The sequence below is a fragment of the Cupriavidus sp. FW216-B1 genome, assembly GCF_058789195.1.
This window is the reverse complement of sequence record NZ_JBYTEL010000018.1, coordinates 67705-88386: the sequence shown is the minus strand read 5'-3', so window position 1 is coordinate 88386 and position 20682 is coordinate 67705. Positions and strand designations below refer to the sequence as shown.

Annotated in this window: 17 protein-coding genes; 12 read left to right on the top strand and 5 right to left on the bottom strand. The window is 60.1% G+C overall.

Annotation, left to right across the window (positions count from 1 at the left end):
- Positions 1 to 15: 15 nt before the first annotated feature.
- The 3 genes from yidD to rpmH form a co-directional block, all read right to left on the bottom strand.
- Positions 16 to 321: a membrane protein insertion efficiency factor YidD gene (yidD, locus tag AC3WXD_RS27140; protein ID WP_081651461.1), complete on the bottom strand. Its 306-nt coding sequence runs from the start codon at positions 319 to 321 to the stop codon at positions 16 to 18.
- A 6-nt stretch (positions 322 to 327) separates the two neighbouring features.
- The gene (rnpA, locus tag AC3WXD_RS27135; RefSeq protein WP_492325022.1) at positions 328 to 786 is read right to left on the bottom strand and encodes a ribonuclease P protein component; all 459 of its coding nucleotides are present in this window, start codon (positions 784 to 786) and stop codon (positions 328 to 330) included.
- 115 nt (positions 787 to 901) lie between these two features.
- On the bottom strand, positions 902 to 1036 hold the full coding sequence (rpmH, locus tag AC3WXD_RS27130; protein WP_006578231.1) for a 50S ribosomal protein L34: 135 nt from the start codon (positions 1034 to 1036) through the stop codon (positions 902 to 904).
- A 1026-nt stretch (positions 1037 to 2062) separates the two neighbouring features.
- On the opposite strand from rpmH, the gene dnaA reads away from it, so the two are divergent.
- From dnaA to AC3WXD_RS27100, 6 genes are all read left to right on the top strand, one after another.
- Complete coding sequence (gene dnaA / locus AC3WXD_RS27125; protein ID WP_020204200.1) at positions 2063 to 3817, top strand: chromosomal replication initiator protein DnaA; 1755 nt, start codon at positions 2063 to 2065, stop codon at positions 3815 to 3817.
- 672 nt (positions 3818 to 4489) lie between these two features.
- Positions 4490 to 5605, top strand: coding sequence for a DNA polymerase III subunit beta (gene dnaN, locus AC3WXD_RS27120; RefSeq protein ID WP_020204199.1), 1116 nt, complete (start codon positions 4490 to 4492; stop codon positions 5603 to 5605).
- A gap of 224 nt (positions 5606 to 5829) precedes the next feature.
- Complete coding sequence (gene gyrB, locus AC3WXD_RS27115; RefSeq protein ID WP_020204198.1) at positions 5830 to 8361, top strand: DNA topoisomerase (ATP-hydrolyzing) subunit B; 2532 nt, start codon at positions 5830 to 5832, stop codon at positions 8359 to 8361.
- Positions 8362 to 8648: 287 nt separating this feature from the next.
- The gene (locus AC3WXD_RS27110; RefSeq protein ID WP_492325021.1) at positions 8649 to 8975 is read left to right on the top strand and encodes a helix-turn-helix domain-containing protein; all 327 of its coding nucleotides are present in this window, start codon (positions 8649 to 8651) and stop codon (positions 8973 to 8975) included.
- A gap of 311 nt (positions 8976 to 9286) precedes the next feature.
- The gene (locus AC3WXD_RS27105) at positions 9287 to 10246 is read left to right on the top strand and encodes a hypothetical protein (protein ID WP_492325020.1); all 960 of its coding nucleotides are present in this window, start codon (positions 9287 to 9289) and stop codon (positions 10244 to 10246) included.
- 122 nt (positions 10247 to 10368) lie between these two features.
- Entirely contained in the window at positions 10369 to 11169 is an 801-nt protein-coding gene (locus AC3WXD_RS27100; RefSeq protein ID WP_492325019.1) for a hypothetical protein, read from the top strand.
- Here the strand turns inward: AC3WXD_RS27100 and AC3WXD_RS27095 are convergent.
- Complete coding sequence (locus AC3WXD_RS27095; RefSeq protein WP_492325018.1) at positions 11150 to 12289, bottom strand: HNH endonuclease; 1140 nt, start codon at positions 12287 to 12289, stop codon at positions 11150 to 11152. The genes AC3WXD_RS27100 and AC3WXD_RS27095 overlap by 20 nt on opposite strands.
- 437 nt (positions 12290 to 12726) lie before the next feature.
- A complete protein-coding gene (locus AC3WXD_RS27090; RefSeq protein WP_492325017.1) occupies positions 12727 to 13116 on the bottom strand; it encodes a hypothetical protein in 390 nt (129 codons plus the stop codon).
- A 360-nt stretch (positions 13117 to 13476) separates the two neighbouring features.
- Here AC3WXD_RS27090 and AC3WXD_RS27085 point away from each other — a divergent pair, with 360 nt between their 5' ends.
- The 6 genes from AC3WXD_RS27085 (at position 13477) to AC3WXD_RS27060 (ending at position 20650) form a co-directional block, all read left to right on the top strand.
- Positions 13477 to 13782 (top strand): DUF1484 family protein, encoded by a 306-nt coding sequence (locus AC3WXD_RS27085; protein ID WP_492325016.1) that lies wholly within the window; start codon positions 13477 to 13479, stop codon positions 13780 to 13782.
- Positions 13783 to 14021: 239 nt separating this feature from the next.
- Entirely contained in the window at positions 14022 to 14972 is a 951-nt protein-coding gene (locus AC3WXD_RS27080) for a M35 family metalloendopeptidase (protein WP_492325015.1), read from the top strand.
- Positions 14959 to 15399 (top strand): hypothetical protein, encoded by a 441-nt coding sequence (locus tag AC3WXD_RS27075; RefSeq protein WP_492325014.1) that lies wholly within the window; start codon positions 14959 to 14961, stop codon positions 15397 to 15399. The genes AC3WXD_RS27080 and AC3WXD_RS27075 overlap by 14 nt, the downstream gene beginning before the upstream one ends.
- Positions 15400 to 15536: 137 nt before the next feature.
- Positions 15537 to 15800, top strand: coding sequence for a hypothetical protein (locus AC3WXD_RS27070; RefSeq protein ID WP_492325013.1), 264 nt, complete (start codon positions 15537 to 15539; stop codon positions 15798 to 15800).
- Positions 15801 to 16181: 381 nt separating this feature from the next.
- Entirely contained in the window at positions 16182 to 16457 is a 276-nt protein-coding gene (locus tag AC3WXD_RS27065) for a hypothetical protein (protein ID WP_492325012.1), read from the top strand.
- 482 nt (positions 16458 to 16939) lie between these two features.
- Positions 16940 to 20650: a DEAD/DEAH box helicase gene (locus AC3WXD_RS27060; RefSeq protein WP_492325011.1), complete on the top strand. Its 3711-nt coding sequence runs from the start codon at positions 16940 to 16942 to the stop codon at positions 20648 to 20650.
- Positions 20651 to 20682 lie beyond the last annotated feature (32 nt).

The following is a 20682-nucleotide window of genomic DNA, read 5'->3' as shown; positions in this document are numbered from 1 at the left end:
TGTGGTCGGAGGAAATCAGGGGCGGGGTAGCCGGATCGTGACTGGCGCCGGGCCAGACGCGGCGGATCCCCGGTCTTGCTGTGTTGATGCTGCCGGTGCTGCTGGCGATGCGGGCGGCACCGGATCATACCCGCCATCCGTGAACGGATGGCAACGGCACAGCCGGCACGCGGCCATCCAGGTGCCGCGGCCCGCGCCGTGGCGCAGGATCGCCTCGCGGGCGTAGTCGGAACAGGTGGGCAGGAAGCGGCACTGCGAGCCGAAGAACGGGCTCAGGGCGATCTTGTAGATGCGCAGCAGGGCTAGCAGGATTCGCTTCATGGCGGGTCAGGCAGGGGTGCCGGAAGGCGCGGACTTCGGCGGCGACACCCCGGAAGGCGCGACGGACGGTGTGGCGGGGCCGGCGGGACGTGGCGCAAGCGGACGCGCCGCCACCTCGAACAGGCCGGTCAGCTCCGCCAGGCAGACCCGGCGGACGGCGCTGCGGCTGGCAAACTCCGCGCGCGGAAACTTGGCCTGCAGGCGCAGCAGCACATCGCGGCCCGCGAGTTGGTCCTGCCGATGGCGGAACAGTTCCCGCACCATGCGCTTCACCATGTTGCGCTCGGCGGCGCGCGCCGCGAATTTCTTGCCCACCACCACGCCGAGGCGCGCCTGCGGCAGGCCGTTCTCGCCCACATACAGCACGAAGTGCTGGCTGCGCCGGCGCGGGCGCAAAGCAAAAACGGATGAAAACTCATCCGTCTTTGTGAGCCTCGCGGCTTTGGGGTAGGCATGGGTAGGCACGCTGGGCAAAGCTAGCGGTAAAGCTGCACCTGGCTGCGGGCTCCCGGCCATCCGAAAGGCGAGGCGGTTGGCCACGACGGCGCGCTGGGCGCCCTCATGGCCGGTCGCCAGGCCCTTAGACTGCCAGGCGCTTGCGGCCCTTGGCGCGACGAGCGTTGATGACGGCACGGCCGCCGCGGGTCTTCATGCGCACGCGGAAACCATGGGTACGCTTGCGGCGGGTAACGGAAGGTTGGTAGGTACGTTTCATGTTGCACTCTCTGGTTGATCTTGGCTCGCCCGGCCTCCGGCGTGAGCCGGGGCGCCGTGGCCGCCGCGTATGGTTCGCTTGGGCTGCCGCGGATGCGGTCTTGCCGACTGCGGTGATTGTCTTGCCGCCGGCCGTGTATCTCGCGCGCCGACGATGTCGGCGCTTGCGACGCAGGTTCGGGAAGCCTGCTCGGCCCGCTGCCTGTTCCGGCCAATCCAGCCATTTCCGGTGCGCCCCAGCCGGCCGAAAGCCGCGTGGAACGAAACCGGTCTTGCACGGAACAGGTCAGACCCGGCGATGCGCATACGTGATCCCCTGCCGCATCGCAGAACCCGCCATTTAACTGATTTTCGCGCGATGTGTCAAGGCGCCATATGGTCGAGAGACTTGCGCGGCACCCCTGCCGCAAAAATACGCAGTCCGCTGTTGTATTTCATTGTCCACAATCGCCAGTGGGTAAGTTTTTTTGTATCCGTGCCGCCCGCCAGGCCCTCCGAAGTCGAGCGAAGTCTCTGTTTGGATTGGCTTTTCGGGTGTTTTGCCTACCCGGAAACCCGCGCCGGACAAGGGGTTGTGCACAACAATTCACTGCATCTCCACAACTTATCCACAGACTTATCCTTTGTGGATAACTCAGGGCGGGGGGTACAATCCGGGTCCAAACACCACACGGGCTGCGTGGCGCAAGCGCAACCCCGGACTCACCCCTGGCACGCCGGACAACGGACGCGCAGCGGGCGGCGGCGAACTCGTCTCATTCGCCGCGCGGCCCGCCGGCGGCTCCCGCTTGTCGCGTCGAGTGTCGCGTTCCGTCACAGGGGAAGCCGGGCTTGCGGGGGTCAGTTGCGGATCGCGATGCGCGGTCGCTTTATCAGGCTGAAGGGTATACAGGACAGGACCGGCGGAACAGCCGACAGGGATGCGCCACCGATCCCTGCCGGCCGTTCCGCCGTCCCGCTGTCCTTTACGTCGCCCTTCCGGCCGGACTGTCCGCGCAACCCGTGGCGAACACCGAACAAGAAGACAATGCAAGATTTCTGGCAGGCGGCAGCCGCGCAACTCGAGCGCGAGCTGACGCCGCAACAGTTCAAGACCTGGATCAAGCCGTTGGCGCCTGTCGCCTTCGACGAGGAAGCGCATGCGCTGCGCATTGCCGCGCCCAACCGCTTCAAGCTCGACTGGGTGAAAAGCCAGTTCTCCGGCCGCATCACGGCGCTCGCCTGCGAGTACTGGGAGGCCAACGTCAGCGTTCACTTCGTCCTCGACCCCGCCGCCTCGGGCCGCGCCGCCGCCGGCTATCCGCAAGGCGGCCAGCCGGGCCAGCCCGGCATGGCGCCGCAGCAGGCCGGCCCCGGCTATCCCACCGGCCAGCCGCTGTCGCAGAACTTCGGCCAGCCCGGCATGCAGCCCGGCTACGGCAACCCGATGCACCAGGGCGCCGCGCCGGCCCAGAACGGCCAGGGCGGCCAGCGCGGCGCGCAGGCGCCCTACTCCGCCAGCTACGCCGGGGCCCAGGCGGCCCATCCGGGCCACGCGGGCCATGCCGGCCAGGGCGCCGGCATGGGCGGCATGGTCGGCGAACTGGTCGACATCGACGTGCCGCAGCTCGACCCGGCCGAAGCCAGTGCCCGCTCCTACCGCGTGCCCCAGCCGCAGCAGCCCATGCCGGGCGGCGGCCAGGGCGGCCACCCCGGCAATCACCCGGGCGGCCATCCCGGCAATGGCCAGGGCGGCCAGCAGCAGAACGACACGGTGCACGAGCGCTCGCGCCTGAACCCGATCCTGACGTTCGACAACTTCGTCACCGGCAAGGCCAACCAGCTCGCGCGCGCCGCCGCCATCCAGGTGGCCAACAACCCCGGCAAGTCGTACAACCCGCTGTATCTGTACGGCGGCGTTGGCCTGGGCAAGACCCACCTGATCCACGCCATCGGCAACTTCATGCTGCTGGAGAACCCGCGCGCGCGCATCCGCTACATCCACGCCGAGCAGTACGTCTCCGACGTGGTCAAGGCGTACCAGCGCAAGGCCTTCGACGAGTTCAAGCGCTACTACCACTCGCTCGACCTGCTGCTGATCGACGATATTCAATTCTTCTCGGGCAAGAACCGCACGCAGGAAGAGTTCTTCTACGCGTTCGAGGCGCTGATCGCCAACCGGGCCCAGGTCATCATCACCAGCGATACCTACCCCAAGGAAATCAGCGGCATCGACGACCGTCTGATCTCGCGCTTCGACTCCGGCCTGACCGTGGCCATCGAGCCGCCCGAGCTGGAAATGCGCGTGGCCATCCTGATGAAGAAGGCCGCCGCCGAGAACGTGAGCGTGCCCGAGGAAGTCGCCTTCTTCGTCGCCAAGCACCTGCGCTCCAACGTGCGTGAGCTCGAAGGCGCGCTGCGCAAGATCCTGGCCTTCTCCAACTTCCACGGCAAGGACATCACCATCGATGTCACCCGCGAAGCGCTGAAGGACCTGCTGACCGTGCAGAACCGCCAGATCTCCGTGGAAAACATCCAGAAGACCTGCGCCGATTTCTACAACATCAAGGTCGCGGACATGTACAGCAAGAAGCGGCCCGCCAACATCGCGCGGCCCCGCCAGATCGCCATGTACCTGGCCAAGGAACTCACGCAGAAGAGCCTGCCGGAAATCGGCGAGCTGTTCGGCGGGCGCGACCACACCACCGTGCTGCACGCGGTGCGCAAGATCGCCGACGAACGCAGCAAGGACGCGCAGCTCAACCACGAGCTGCACGTGCTGGAGCAGACGCTCAAGGGTTGAGTTGCGGCGATGTCATGCCGGTGCGTCGACGAGGCCGGCATGACGGCAGGTGTTCTCCCGCGATGTACCGCGGGGCGCCAGCATGACTGATGGTGTTCTCCCCTCTCCCACTTGTGGGAGAGGGGCCGGGGGAGAGGGTGGGCGCTTGCGAATGGCGAAGGCCGCCACTTCGTGGAAGCTCCGCCCCTCTCCCCCAACCCCTCTCCCGCGTGCGGGAGAGGGGAGCAAAACACGGCGCGAAACCGGGCGTGAAACAGGCGCCCGGCAGCAAGGTCCGGGGCACTTTGTGCCGCAAGGACGGATTTACCAGAACCGCCACGCGGGGCTGGCATACTGTAGGGTACGCGCCGGGCACGATCCGGCGCATGAATCAATCGGCAAGCATCGCCGGGGCGTTGCCGGTCATTGGCGCGAAAGCGGCCTGGGCTAAGGCTTTGCGGTGAGTCGGGACGAGCGGGCGGAGGGTGCGGCCGGAACAAGGCCGGGCAAGCCCCAGAATTGTGCGCAATGTCGCACAATTTTTACCTCCGATCGCGCTTCTCCCGCTTCACCGCAGCGGCTTATCCTTGGTACAATGGCAAATTAACTCCTTGATTCCAAAGTAAATTTGGAGTCGCCGGGAGGAATGCGCAACCCGCGGTCGCTTACTACAAACGACGAAGGATAAATTCAATGCAATTGGTCAAAACCTCGCGAGACAATCTGCTGCGTCCGCTGCAAATCGTGAGCGGCATCGTGGAGCGCCGCCACACCCTCCCGATCCTGGCCAACCTGCTGATTCGCAAGTCCGGGGCGGGCGTTTCCTTCCTCTCGACCGACATCGAGATCCAGATCACCACGCACGCCGAATGCGGCGTCGGCAGCGACAGCGTGGCCACCACCGTGGCCGCCCGCAAGCTGCTCGACATCCTGCGCGCCATGCCCGACGGCGAAGTCGCCCTGTCGCTCAACGACAAGCGCATGACCGTGCAGTCCGGCAAGAGCCGCTTCGCGCTGCAGACCCTGGCCGCCGAGGAATTCCCGACCGTGGCCGAAGCCAGCGAGTTCGGCGCCTCGGTCAGCCTGCCGCAGAAGACCTTCAAGCACCTGCTCGCGATGGTCCACTTCGCGATGGCCCAGCAGGACATCCGCTACTACCTCAACGGCATGCTGCTGGTGGTGGACGGCAAGAAGGTCATGGCGGTCGCCACCGATGGCCACCGCCTGGCCTACTGCGGCGTGGAGCTGGACACCGCCGCCACCGGCGAAGGCGCGCGCCAGGAAGTCATCATCCCGCGCAAGACCATCCTCGAGCTGCAACGCCTGCTCGAAGACAACGACGATCCCGTGCAGGTGCAGCTCGCCGCCAACCAGGTCAAGTTCACCTTCGCCAACATCGAACTGATTTCCAAGCTGGTGGAAGGCAAGTTCCCCGATTTCCAGCGCGTGATCCCGAAGGGCTACAAGAACGCCTTCGCCATCGACCGCGTGCAACTGCAACAGGCGCTGCAGCGCACCGCCATCCTGACCACCGACAAGTTCAAGGGCGTGCGCTGCATTCTCGACACGCACGTGCTCAAGATCAGCTCCACCAACGCCGACCAGGAAGAGGCGCAGGAAGAGCTGGAGCTCGACTATTCGGGCGACGCCCTCGACATCGGCTTTAACGTGACCTACCTGCTCGACGTCCTTGCCAACCTCAAGAGCGAGCAAGTGCAGGTCAGCCTCGGCGACTCCAATTCGAGCGCGCTGATCACCGTGCCGGAAGACGACAACTTCAAGTACGTCGTCATGCCGATGCGTATCTGATGATCCGGTAGAAGGTAAAAGGAAAACAACATACGCAACACCGGAACATCGAACGGCAGGCTACGGCTCTCGCCCGGCAGGCGAAAGACGCACCGCAGCACGCAGGGGCCGGATCTCTCGATCCGCCCCTTTTGCCGTTTTTATGTAACCCGCCATGCGGCCCATCCGCAGCGCGCCCGACCGGGCGCCGCGCGAAACGCCGCATTCGCCGTGAGTAAGAGAACATGACCGAACAGCAACAACCGCAACCGCAACAGGAAAACAGCTACGGCGCAGGATCGATCCAGATCCTGGAAGGCCTGGAGGCGGTGCGCAAGCGGCCGGGCATGTACATCGGCGACACGTCCGACGGCACCGGCCTGCACCACCTCGTCTTCGAAGTGCTGGACAACTCCATCGACGAAGCGCTGGCCGGCTGGTGCACCGAGATCCAGGTCACCATCCACAGCGACAACTCGATCTCCATCACCGACAACGGCCGCGGCATCCCGCCCCTGGTCAAGTTCGATGACAAGCACGAACCCAAGCGCAGCGCGGCCGAGATCGCCATGACCGAGCTGCACGCCGGCGGCAAGTTCAACCAGAACAGCTACAAGGTCTCCGGCGGCCTGCACGGCGTGGGCGTGTCCTGCGTCAACGCCCTGTCCAAGTGGCTGCGCCTCACCGTGCGCCGCGACGGCCAGGCCCACCTGCTCGAATTCGCGCAAGGCGCGGTGCAGAACCGCCTGGTGGAAACCGTCACCGGCCCCGACGGCCAGCCCGTGGAAGTCTCGCCGATGAAGATCATCGGCCCGACCGACAAGCGCGGCACCGAAGTCCACTTCCTCGCCGACGAGGAAATCTTCACCCACGTCGAGTTCCACTACGAGATCCTCTCCAAGCGCATCCGCGAGCTCTCGTTCCTGAACAACGGCGTGCACATTCGCCTGACCGACCAGCGCACCGGCAAGGAAGAAGACTTCGCCTTCTCCGGCGGCGTCAAAGGCTTCGTCGAGTACATCAACCGCGGCAAGAGCACCCTGCACCCGAACATCTTCTACGCCAACACCGAGAAAGACGGGATCGCCGTGGAAGTCTCCATGCAGTGGAACGACGGCTACAACGAGCAGGTGCTCTGCTTCACCAACAACATCCCGCAGCGCGACGGCGGCACCCACCTCACCGGCCTGCGCGCCGCGATGACCCGCGTCATCAACAAGTACATCGAAGAAAACGAGATCGCCAAGAAGGCCAAGGTCGAGACCACCGGCGACGACATGCGCGAAGGCCTGGCCTGCGTGCTCTCCGTCAAGGTGCCCGAGCCCAAGTTCAGCTCCCAGACCAAGGACAAGCTGGTCTCCTCCGAAGTGCGCCTGCCCGTGGAAGAACTCGTCGCCAAGGCCCTCTCCGACTTCCTGCTCGAGACCCCCGGCGACGCCAAGATCATCTGCGGCAAGATCGTCGATGCCGCGCGCGCGCGCGAAGCCGCCCGCAAGGCCCGCGAAATGACCCGCCGCAAAGGCGTGCTCGACGGCATGGGCCTGCCCGGCAAGCTCGCCGACTGCCAGGAAAAGGACCCCGCCCAGTCCGAACTCTTCCTGGTGGAGGGCGACTCCGCAGGCGGCTCCGCCAAGCAAGGCCGCGACCGCAAGTTCCAGGCAATCCTGCCGCTCAAGGGCAAGATCCTCAACGTGGAACGCGCCCGCTTCGACAAGATGCTCTCCAGCCAGGAAGTGCTCACGCTCATCACGGCGCTGGGCACCGGCATCGGCAAGGAAGACTACAACCTCGAAAAGCTGCGCTACCACCGCATCATCATCATGACCGACGCGGACGTGGACGGCTCCCACATCCGCACCCTGCTGCTCACGTTCTTCTACCGCCAGATGCCCGACATCATCGAGCGCGGCTACGTGTACATCGCCCAGCCGCCGCTCTACAAGATCAAGCACGGCAAGGAAGAGCGCTACATCAAGGACGACAACGAGCTCAACGCCTACCTGCTGCGCCTGGCCATGGAAAAAGCCGCGCTGATCAACCCGGACGGCAGCGAAGTCTCCGGTGACGCCCTCACCGAACTCGCCCGCCAGTACCAGCTCGCCGAAGGCGTGATCGGCCGCCTCTCCCGCATCGTCGACGCCGACGCCCTGCGCGCCATCGCCGACGGCGTGGAACTCGACCTCGACAGCGCCGCCGCCGCCGAAGCCTCAGCCACCGCGCTCAAGGCCAAGCTCAGCGAAATGCACGCCAAGACCCTGCTCGGCGCCGCCGTCAACGACGACGGCACCGCGGACGTCTACGCCCAGTTCGACGAGAAGACCGACAAGCACCGCCTGATGATCGCCCGCCGCCACCACGGTAACGTGCGCCTGTCCCACCTGGACGCGGACTTCGTCCACGGCGCGGACTACGCAGCGCTGTCACTGGCCGCCAAGACCTTCCAGGGGCTGATTCCCGAGGGCACCAAGGTGCGGCGTGGGGAGGGCGAGAAGCTGCGCGACCAGACCGTGAATGACTTCCACGGCGCCATGCAGTGGCTGCTTTCCGAGGCGGAGCGTGGGGTTTCGCGTCAGCGGTACAAGGGGCTGGGGGAGATGAATCCTGAGCAGCTTTTTGAGACTACGCTGGACGTGACTCAAAGGCGGCTGCTTAAGGTGCAGATTGAGGATGCTATTGCTGCCGATCAGATTTTTACTACGCTGATGGGGGATGAGGTGGAGCCGCGTAGGAATTTTATTGAGAGTAATGCGTTGGTGGCTCGGAATATTGATGTTTGAGTTGTGTAGGATCTCAGAAAAGTTGATGTTTTTCACAAATAAGTGAAGCGATCTGGGCTGGTGGGTTGCTGTAGGTTGTCAGATCGACTTCCTTAACATTTCGCACGACTGCAAAAAGGCCGCATCCCTCATGGGGCGCGGCCTTTTTGCTTATTGTAGGAAACCGGAGTTAGCTGAACTACGTGCCAGTTTGCTGGGCTGAATTTTCAAAATTAGCTGGACTGCCCGTGCAGTCTTTTTTGCGGGGATAACGCAAAAGGCATTTGAACTGATACGAGCAGGCCTACATGTCCGCCATCGAACTGGGCACCAAGCCGCCAAGTGAAAAGTTTCTCGGAAAGCTCGACAAAAGCCTGTCACTCAATGACCGAGACAACCTGGACATGCGGCTTGTGGCAGAAAAGTCGAGACGGCGTTTTATGCTTCCTGCGGATGTACCAACAGAGATGTACCTGCTATGCCACGAGCTTTGGGAAAAGATTGACCGGCTGTATCCGGCTCAGATCAGGGCCATACGTGACCTGGTTCGGATTGATGAGCTTCTTGCGGACGAGCCTACGTACGGCCCGGCACGCTTGCGCCGACGTAAAGCAAAGGAGGATGCCGAAATGTAAAAACGGGACAAACCTTGGCGGCTTGCCCCGTCGCTGACCTCGCTTGGAGGCCGATACTTCCTGTTGGCGCTCGAAGTATCCCTCCTCGTCGTCAGCTGGTCAAGGCCGCCCATTCATCGATCATAGGTTAGCTTCGATTTGGCTTTGGGAATTACAACCCAAAGAGGGAAGTTCTTACGCCCCGAAAATTGAAGTTTTCTTGGCGACGTCCTCACATGGGCGCCGCCGGCCGGCGTCGCTTCAGAAAAGCGACAGGGGACCTACCATGGCAGACCACAGTTCGCCTATACGGCAGGACAGGTTTGGTTACAATGCCAGCACAGATTTTCGTCCGCTCTAAGAACATGATTGGTGAAGCCCTCAGTACAGTTAAGCTCATCGAGACGATAGGGAAGTTTGTTGCTTGGCTTCGCAAAACGAGATCTCGCCCCTCAGAAACCGTAGCCGGACGCTTCATCCGTCTTTTCGAAAGTCACGACGTACATCGCAACCAGATACCTCGATTCTTCGATCACGGGCTGACCTTGAAGGATGTACAAGACGAGATATTGCTCCAAGACAAGTTGGATGAGCCGATGCTTGAGGCAGCTTCCAAGCTCTTCGGTGTACGCCGTGAGTGGCTAGAAGGTGCAGAATCCAAGGTCTATCCCTGTCACGATTTCTATAAGCACCCCGCATCTGTCGCGCCCTTTCTCGAAGTGCTGAAGGTAAGCAATCCAGACGGTAATCTCGAAGGCGTATTGATAGCTCCGGAAGAGAAAAAGGGTGATGCACTAATTGTTCTGAGCGAAGTAGCCGGGTGGATCGGAGACAAAGCTATATACCGGCACCATCTGCTCAACAACTGGTTATACGAGTACTGGAAGTCGCGCGCCTACTTGACCGCTTGCGTTGCGATTGCCTGGAAACATGGAATCCATATTCGAGGCATCTATTCGCCGGCGAAGGAGATCAAGCAGGTTGCATACGGTGAAGCCCTCCTGGGCGATCGCAATGCCGATAGAGTGCCCAGTCGAAGGGGAACTCTACATCCGGAGGACATGGCGCTACGACCTGCCGCCTTTCTCGTTGGCATCGACCCCGAGCGAGATAACTTTGGAATCACGTCCGCCTTGGAGCTTTGGCAAACGCTGGAGAGAGACGGGTACATGGCGACGGGCCTACCGATGTACCAACGAGAGGCGATTCGGGGATTGTTCAAAGAGACGCTGGACAAGGCTCGCAGTTTCTACAAGCCAGCGCCGACCGACCGAGGACCAAAGCGTGATTGATTCGGCGTTGCCCCTTTCGTACGCGCCGTCTAGGCTGGTGGGGGGCCATGGGGACCGATCTGATCAACGCATGCTTCTGATGCCCCGAATAGGGGCGGTATCTTTCAACGGTGGCGACTGAGGTGAGTCGACGATTCGGACTAGCCTTTGACGAAGTGACAAACGTTCATCTCGATTGCGAGACTCGCCTGTCGGCCGAAGCTTCGCTACTAGAAACATTCGGCTGCTCTTTGCCGGACCTCCAGCATTTTCTGGCCGATCCCCGTCATGAGGCGTACTTCAACGAGCACTGGACGTCCCTGCCCGAATATGACCGATTTTTATATGAACGCGCCTGCGAGACGCTCGGTACCCCTCGACTGCCGACCAAGCTTTGCTGGTTCCACTGCACCAGAGTTCCCGCAGGCACGACATTCGACGCTGGCATCCTTCCATTGGGGCAGGTAATTCCCCTGCTCAAAGAAGCGCTTCTGGGCTTGCTTGAGGACCCCGCGGCGAAACGCGAAGTCGATCACGCTTTTGCTCGCGAGGGAGGCTTGGATTTCCACTTCGGCAACAAGCTTGGGAACTCGCTGCACTGGGGACCGTATGCTATCTTGGTACGCGAGGTTGCATCTTATGCAAGCGACCTCGGGCAGCATAACTATCTGGCAATGCCAGAAATCATCGAAGACTTGTGCGAGGAAGTGAAGCTTGCCAGCGGCCTTGAGTTGCTGCCAGTCTTCCAGGACGGTTTGAAACCTGCCATCGTGAAGTTCGTAGCGCCAGCGGGCAACTCTGCTGAATTTGCAGTGCGGGTGGCTTTGCGTTACCTGCAATCCTGTGTTCTGGAAGGCGTCCCGGGGCACGGTGCCGTGTGGTGCTTTGACGGAGGGAACACCGCGGTGCCGCCAGGGCAGGTGCTCAAAATCGAGTTTGTTTGAACGCAGACTCCTTAGCCGCAATCACCTCCATCAGCTCCAAATTCTTCTGATGCCCCCCAAGCCCATGATGAATATGCCGGTGGCAAGTCGGGCAGATCGCCGCGACATGGCGCGGATGGTCAAGACCACCGTCCGAAACGCGCGTCGTATGGTGCGGTTCCAAGTACGGAGACCCATCCTTCCGTCGGAAGGGCGCTGGTTGTAGGCATGACTCGCATTTCCCGGCCGCGCGCAGCAACACGTAATCCTTCACTTGCTTGCAGCGCTGATACAGCCGCCTCAGCGCGGTCTTTCCTGTTGTTGCCCCTTGCGAACCGTGAAACGCCGCCATGGCTCGCTGCCGCGCCTCCTCCAAGCTAGATGGTGCTGCCTCAGTGGTTTCGCCGTCGAACGCTGCATCGTTCTCATCGTCCAGCTGTTCCACAGGAACAAGTTGGAACACGATCACGTCGCGCTCCTTCCCCTTCTTATCGAGCCCCCGTTTGATCAAATGATCAACATAGGCATGCTCGCCCAGGTATTCCTGGCCCTTACCTTTGCCAAGTGACTTGAATAAATGCAGGGCTCGCCCATCTTTCACATGATTCAGGATGGCCAGGTTGCCGCGAGTGAAAGTCATGTCCCCAACTTGGCCCTCACCGGTATAAAAGAACACGCCTAATTCATCTCGATGGTCGGTATAGCCGTACTGCTCTCCGCTGTCGCCCGTGAAGATGAAGATGGCCTGAGCTTTGCTCGATGGTGCTATGCCGCTTTGATAGCTGCCGCCAAAGGGCTGATGGATGTTGGTCCGTCTGTCGTAGACTTTTCCGAGCGAGAAGCTCGGCAGCTCTGCGAGCTCTGATCCCTGAAGCGCATTCGAGAGTTCCACAATCTTGAAGCCTCGTTCTTCAAGATAGGAATGCGTGTGACTGCGGCCGCCAGAAAAGTTGCTGACCGAAAGGCCAGTTGCCATGGAGACAATATGCTTCGGTGGATATAGCAATCCACCCTCCGAGATGGCGTATCGCTGTGACTTCTTGCTTTCCCATCCCTTCCATTCCTTGGTCGCTCGGAGTTCACGATCGAACGCCTCCATCGCCAAGGTGATGGCCGATTTATCGACCGCTGGAATGCTCACCTTCTTGCCCCTTTTTGCCCGATGTTTTGGCACGCGTGAGCGTGCTCGTTTTCTTGCTTATTAGTATGTCTATAGGAATTGTCCTATGCAACATGCAAACAAGCTGGGCGGCACAAATTCTTCGTGCCAATCCGTTGTCCCCTTCTTGAGGACTGTCTATCGCTAGCAGGTCAACAGATCAGCGCGGAAGGGGGAAGGCTTACCGGACAGGTGAACGATCTCTGGACGCGTGACCCAGCCAGATGCTGGAACATCCGGGTGCGACGGCAGAGCGAGTGAAGTGGAGGGATAAGGGTAGGCAGAGTCTTAGACAGACGCGGAGACGTTTTCACTATCGCGGCCAAACGTTTGCGTGCCTTACTGCGGCGAGAGGTTGCCGATGCTAATAGCTGCAGCGGCTCAAAAAGCGACTTGCTGAGGTGGTGGCAACCAAGTCGCTATCCTTCTTGCTGCCGAACCTTCTCCATATCCCGCGCAATCCGATCCCGAATCGGCGAGGTATGCCCATGCTCCTCATCCGTCTTTCCGGTGACGAGCCAGTATGCGTATTGCGGCCAGAGTTCGCCGATGACTTCGACCATCTCCTGGACGACCCGCTGGTTCAGGCGGTACGTGTTCTTCCAGTTGTTGGCCTTGATGCCAGTCATATCCTCCATGTGCTTGAACGGACGATGGCTCTCAGTGACGGAGTCTATCAGTTCAATGACGCGATGGCGCATATCTATTGGCACAATTTGATCCAATCGCATAAATTTCTGCTTATGCCAAGGCCCTTTGGCTGGGTGCAAGTCTGTGAAGGACTGCGGCGGTTTTTGGATATCGACCACTGCGAGCGCTGCTCGCGTAATTCGCAACACGCTGACACTTCCCTTGCCGGCGTGGATGGCCTTTCGCGTTCTCAACAATCTGACCATATGCAAACGCATGACGTCAGAGGCCTGCCAGCCGCATTATGGCCTATGCGGTGGCCCTGCTGAATGGTGAGGCATTGCCTTGCCACAACTACGGGACGGAGTAGTGGCTGTAGGTGCCATAGCTCGCCTTCGGAACAATCGAACCAATCTTATGTGTCTGCCGGTTGGCCTATGAAGGCCCTCGGCATCGGCAGACCTTTGCCTGCGTTCAGTGTTGAAATCCCGTCCAATGCCCTGGACGCTTCACTCAACCTTACCCGACAAGGAGCCGCCATGACCGCACGCCAACGCCACCCGCGCACCGCAGCCGAAGCCAGGAATGCCGCCAGTGAGGCCAAGCTAATCGCTGACCCCCTGCCGCTCGACCGCTGCAGCGCATTCGAAGGCGAATGGAACCACCAAACTATCCAGCAAAGCTGCGACGACCTTCTGCGCGTCAGCGCCGGCCTAGACTCGTTGCTGACCCTGCTGGAACTCCAGGCGGGGGAGCATGCCACCAACAATGGCCTGCATGCCCTGCTGGCCCCGCTGAAGCAGCAGTTGGACCATGCAGTCAACCGCGTGCAGGCGCTGTGCTGACCCGGATATGAAGACCATCGGCGCTTGCTTCATCGTGTCTTGACCGTGGCAGGAGAGCGGCAGTTCGGAGAGGCTGCCGCTCTTCTCGACACAATTGAGGCAACTCAATTTCCGTCCTCAACAAGACGTTTCCTCGCGTTTTTGCAGACCTTTCCCGTCACCAACTGGGCCGATCCACCGGAACACTGCATGGCAGTTCGACCACTTTGGGTGTCATCCACCTGACGACGGAGAAAGGCATGAAGGATATGCGGGAGGCATTGAAGCATGGAGACGAGACAAGCACGGGCGGGAGGCTGACTTCCACTGTGATCGGCTTCACGCATCACGGTGTCAGCGTGGCGGCGGAGGGCGACTATGCTACTTGCCCAGCTTGCAAGGTGGGTGGCCCGGTAATGAACGATGCCCATCCGCACTTCACGCTGATGGATGGGCGCCAGATTCTTGTGCGGGGCGCGCGGGTGATGTGTCAATGCGCGGTCAAGCCAGTTGTCATCCCGTCGCAGTGGGACTTCATCATTGAGGTGGACTGGACAAGTCACCCCCAATCCGTGACCGCACCGAGCACCTACGCGCCGGTCAGTGCGGAGAAATTATCCGATGGGCCAGGCAGTCCCGTAGAGGACTCGGAGCGTATCTGCGCCAACATGAGCAATGCGGAGTTTCGCAGCCTCATTCTCAGGCTACGTGATACGGCTATCGCATGCTGCATCAAAAGATTGGTGGAGCTTCGGCGATGGGACCAAGCGGATCGGGCGCGTGTGGAGACCTGGTTTGGCGTATCGGATGAACGGGTCCGCCAGCGCCTGCTTGAGGGAATCCCTCGCATCGAGTCGATCCTCAGGAGCCTGACCGCTGACAACTTTGTTCGATACTCCGATGAGAAGATGGAGTACATCGGCTGTACGCCCAAGACTCCCAACAATCCAAGGGTCGCAGCCGCGGTTTGTGCTCCGGATACGGAAACGCACACGATTGCCATTGCATTGAAATTCTGCGAGATGTCACCTTACTCCGATGCGGTGGATTCGCAGTTGTTGACGCTTGTGCACGAGGTCGCCCATTTCCAGGACGCAATGGCGAGCGAGGATATCTTTTACCAACTGTATGTTGTCAGACAGGAGGCTGCGGCAAAGAACCCGCAGTGTGTTGAAAATGCCGATAGCGTGGCTGCCTATGTCATTGTCTAAGTATTTCCGCGCGGTTGCCGCAGCGGTAGTGATCCTGGCGCAGCCCGCCTTGGCCTGCAGCTTCGATATTTCCTTCAACAGCAATTTCGAACGCAGTGCGGATCGCTTGCCGGCTTCGGAGGTGCGCAGGCTGGCGGAGTGGATGATCGACGAGCCGGCAACCTTTGAGAACAAGCAGCGCTTCTACATTGCCGTGTATGAAGCCCCTACCGTTGGCGTCAGTCATGCGCTCGCGCAAAAGCGCATATCTCATCTGGAACAGTTGCTGAGGACATTTGGTGTGCCGGCGAGCATGACCACGGTGGAAATTCTTCGCTACAAGCCCGGCAAGTCGGCGGAGCCGCCGGACTTTGCCCACATCAACTTCATGCCCGGGTGTCCGCACCCTTGCTGCCCGGGTCCGCAGCCGATTCAGCCGACGCGCTAGGCATGGGCGCGATGACCTGGTGGCCTGTTGTTGTCCGGCGGCCACCGCGAAGAGCCGACAGCGTATTGAGAATGCCGATAGTGCGGTCGCCTGTGTCATTGTCTAGGTCTTTCCGCGCTGTCATAGCCGTAGCGTCTATGCTCGCCCAGCCCGCTCTGGCATGCAGCTTCAGCATCGCATTCAACACAAGCTTCCAGCCTGATGCCGATCGCCTACCCGCCTCGGAAGTGCGCAGGCTGGCGGAGTGGATGATCGACGGACCGGCAACCTTTGAGAACAAGAAGGAGTTCCACATTGCCCTGTATGAGGCTCCTGACATTGGTATCGGCCACGCTCTCGCTCGCAAGCGCGTCTCTCATCTGGAGAACTTGTTGACGACATTTGGTGTGCCGGTGAGCTGATCTCCACGGAAATTGCCCCTTACCGATTAGGCAAGTCGGCGGAGTCGCCAGACTTTGCCCATGTCAATTTCATGCCAGGGTGTCCGCACCCTTGCTGTCCAGGTCCGCAGCCGATACAGAAAACGCGCTAGGCATGGGTACGATGACTCGGTAGCCTGTTGCCGTCCGACGGGCTTCGGCAAAGAGCCGACAGCATATGAGAATGCCGATAGCGCGGCCGCCTATGTCATTGTTTGAGTCCTTCCGCGCTGTCGTAGTTGTAGCGGCGATGCTCGCCCAGCCCGCCCTGGCATGCAGCTTTAGCATTGCACATTCAACACAAGCTTCGAGCCGAATGCCGATCGCCTACCTGCCTCAGAAGTGCGCAGACTGGCGGAGTGGATGATCGAGGGGCCTGGAAAATATGCGAACAAGGAGAACTTTCATATCGTCCTGTATGAACACCCTCCCGCCGATATCAGTCATGTGCGTGCGCGCCAACGCGTATCCCACCTGCAGCACTTGCTGAAAACGCTTGATGTGCCGACCAGCAAGATTTCCTGGGAGGTCGGTCATTACAGACCAGGCAAAACGGTGGAGCCGCTCAATTTCGCGAAGATCGACTTCCTGCCGGGGTGTCCGCACCCTTGCTGCCCGGGTCCGCAGCCGATCGAATAAGGGAGATAGGTGCAAATGATCGAGCGCGCTCAATCTGTCAAAGTGGAGTTTGGGCTACGAGATCGGTCGCTGGTCTGGGGTGCGCGTGGTCCCTCATGTCCTTGTCTAAATGCCACTGAACGCTCACTGCGGCGGCTGTGTTTCTCGTGCAGCTGGCCGTCGTATGCAGTTTCAACATTTTATTCAACACCGCCTTCCGGCGCGGTATGAGAACAAGAGAGACGTTTCGCATCGTACGTTATTCGTTCTCCGATCGCGGTACCAGGTGCCCTCACGCGTGAGCGCGTTTCTCAGCTGGAACATCTGCAGAAGAGATTCGGTGTGCCGGCACGTTTTTTTCCCGGAACAGCGCTCCCACCACCACGCCTCTGCTCGCTCCCCCAGCGACACGCATTGTCGTACCTCCAAATCGTCTTCTTTGCATTTCTACATGGCTCCCGACCGCACTCAAGTTCCATATTGAGGAGCCGATAAGCCATTCGATGGCGAGTACCTTCATAAGGATGGGCGTGCCCCCAGCAATGATGCACGGCAGGCTCGATGAGCATTGCGATGCACGCTTCGCGTATCACGCCAAACATCAGCAAGGCAGAATGCAATCCCTGCCGTACACTATTGCGTTATTCCGATTCAAATCCAGAGACGCCATGCCGGCGAAACGTCCCTATCTACAGAAGAGCATTGCGGAGCTTGAGTCTTTATATGCTGCGGCACCACAAGATCAGCAGCTAGGCCTGAAGCTTCTGGAGGAGCTGAAGCATCGCAACACAGGGCGTGCGAGTGCTTTGCTTCAACGTGTTGAACAGGCGCTGCGTGCGCGTACACCGGTAGCCCTCCCAATTTCCGCAAGACCCCAAGTCCGCGACACCGTGATGAAAAAGAGGGGCTCTGTGCTCCCGGCTGCAACGTCCATCCGAAACACACCTACAGGCGGCGACGCCGGTATCACATCCGTCGCGCCGCCCGAGCGGGCCGTTGGACTGAATGAGCAAGAGGCGATCCTTGCGAGCTGGTTAGCGCTTGAGGCGTTGTCTCCTCAAACATATCGTCGCCCTGCCGATCTGGCAAATGGGGACCAACGATGTGTTGCTCCGTTCCAGGGCGAGGATATGCCGTGGTTCCGCAATGAGCGCTCCCGGCCCAAGCAGCAGCTCTACTACCAGGTAGTGCTCGGTAGTGTTCCGATGGATCGCGCAACCGATGCTCTCATAGCGGCATTTGGCGAGGATGAAGAGAGAAGCACACGAGAGCGAGAGAAAGCGCCCATAGCAGCGATTCTGCTTGATCGATCCGGAAGACCTCTTGAAGAAAATGCCGTTGCAATTTCGAGCTTTGCCTGGGCGCTGCCGATTGCCCTCAGTGGTGAACTTTCCATTCTGGGAACTTGGCCAGATATCGAGGCTCGACTGGTAAGTGGGCTCACCGAGCGTCTTAGGCGACGAGATCGTGACGGCGAACTACTTCCGCTCGACCATCGGACGATAACCACAGCGTTCGACTGGCTTGTGGGTGCACTGGGATTGACGCCTGATTTGTTCGAGTCGCCCAACTTCGCACTGCGTGTCTTCCACTATTTCAAGTCCAAGAATCCTCCAGAGGTCACCCTACTCAATTCTTTTTTCATCAAGGATCTGACTCTCGCCACTAAGGCAGTACGGAACGGGCAGGAAAGTGAGGCCCTTGCCCGATATCTTGGCTCGAATATGATGACGGCCCACAGTCCCGACCTGCTCACCGATCATGGAGCCCTGGAAGATCTCGTCGCGCCCTCCAAGATGCCAGAGGCGCGGTGGCCAGGCCCTGGCAGCCATCCGCTGGTCATGCTTCAACAGGCCTCGGTGAATGCAATTAGATCAGAGTTCTCGAGCGGACGCGGCGGTATTGTTGCGGTGAACGGCCCACCCGGCACTGGGAAGACAACTCTCCTGCGGGATGTTGTCGCGGGCTGCGTGTTGGATCGCGCCACGGCAATGATTGCGTTTGAGGACCCCCTTTCCTCTTTTCGCACCACGGGGGTCAAGATCGCCGCAGGCGACCAGGCGTTTTTCCATCTCTATCGGCTTGATGAGACGCTAAGAGGGCACGAGATTCTCATCGCATCGAGCAACAATAAGGCGGTGGAGAACGTTAGCAGGGAACTGCCGTCAGCGAAATCCATTGGCCGGGAATTCAATTACTTTCGGACAGTGTCGGATCGCCTGCTATCTTCGCGCTCCGACGACGGTACTGTGGTCGAAGGTGAGCCGTCCTGGGGACTGATTGCGGCTGTGCTCGGCAACGCGACGAATCGCAGTGCCTTTCAACGCGCAATCTGGTGGGACGATGACAAGAGTCTAAGGCTCTATTTGAAGGCGGCCAGGGGTGATTCGGTGGTTCGGGATGTGAGAGACGATCAGGGCAATCTCGTTTCGCGTGAGATCCCGTCCATCGTTACCAACGAGTGCCCTCCGACGCCCGAAGAAGCAAAAATAAACTGGAAGAAAGCACGACACCGCTTTCGGACGCTTCGGGATGAAGTCGAAGCGGATCTGCGTCGGCTTGAGGATGCCCGCCAGGCTTGCCTCCAGTTGCCGCCGGCACTTCGCGCACAGGAAGCTGCGGAAGCGACGCGCAAAGCAGCCGCCGACGCATTGGATACCTGCGCGCGCGATGTCGATGCGGCGAAAGATTCAATGTTATTGGCGCAAGCTTCGCTTGATGCCGCCGTCAAGCTCGAACGCCAAGCATTTTTGACGAGACCGGGTTGGCTTTCTCGTCTGTTAAAAACAGCGCGATACAGAGCCTGGGAAGCGCAGTATGCACCGATCGAGGTCGCGCGCGCTATTGCGGCAAGGCATCTGGGAGATGCGGTCTCGAATCACGGGCGCGCAGAAGCAGCGACTGCGGACGCGCTGCTCGAACTACAGTTGGCCGATGAGGTCCTGGTGAGTGCATCGAAGGTTTCGGGCGCGCTCCAGGACAGCGTTCGCCCATATCGTCATGAACTGGGAAAACGTTTGGTAGATGGTGAATTCTTCCAACGCGGTCATGAGAGTTGGAACTTAACTGCACCGTGGATTCCCGATTGGCTCCACAGAAAGCGTGAGGATTTATTCGCAGAGGCCCTTGTCGTGCACCGCGCCTTTATCGACGTGGCCGCGCGGAAGATCAGCCACAACCTCGGCGCATTGATGGGTGCTATGCAAGCCGGTGCGTTTCAGGATGACGCGAAGAAGGCTTTATTGGGGGACCTATGGTCAACGCTCTTCATGATCGTTCCAGCAGTCTCCACGACATTCGCGTCGGTCGAAAAAATGCTTGGCGATCTTCCGCCTTCGAGCCTTGGATGGCTCCTTGTGGATGAAGCCGGGCAAGCCACACCGCAGTCGGCGGTAGGTGCAATCCTTCGCGTAAAGCGTGCCATCGTGGTGGGTGATCCATTGCAGGTGCCCCCTGTCGTGGCCCTTCCAGAGCGTCTGGTGTTGGAAATCTGTAGGTATTTCAATGTGCCGCCGCAAGAGTGGGCGGCGCCGGTGGCATCGGTACAGACAGTGGCCGACGAGGCGTCCTACTACCAGGCGGAGTTCCAGGCAGATAGCGGAGTGCGCATCGTTGGTCTGCCTCTGCTCGTTCACCGGAGGTGTCAGGAGCCTATGTTTGGGATTTCGAACCGCATCGCTTACGACGGTCAAATGGTCCACGCCGTCGAGACAAAAGATAGTCCGATCGCTCGGGTCTTGGGACCCTCCGCCTGGATCAATGTCGACGGTAATGCGTCGACAAAATGGTGCCAAGCTGAAGGCGATGTCGTCGTGCGGATGTTAGGGGAACTGGCATCTGCGGGGGTCCTGCAGCCGGACATTTATATCATTACGCCATTCAAGATCGTCGCGTACGAGTTACGTCGACAACTTGAAGCGCAACGCCATATTTTCGATAGATTTGAAGTGGATCCAGATGAATGGCTAAAAAATCGTGTGGGCACCATTCATACCTTCCAGGGTAAGGAAGCGGAGGCAGTTTTGGCAGTACTCGGTGCCCCCATGGCAGCGCAGCAAGGTGCTAGGCGATGGGCCTGCGGTACGCCAAACATTCTAAATGTGCTGGTCTCACGTGCGAAGAGCAGGCTATATGTTGTTGGCTCGCGGGCGGCATGGAGCTCGGTGGGTCATGCGCGTGAGATGGCGGCGGCATTGCCGACACAACAAAGCTGACCTTGGGGCGAAGCCAATTGCTGGCCTGGCAT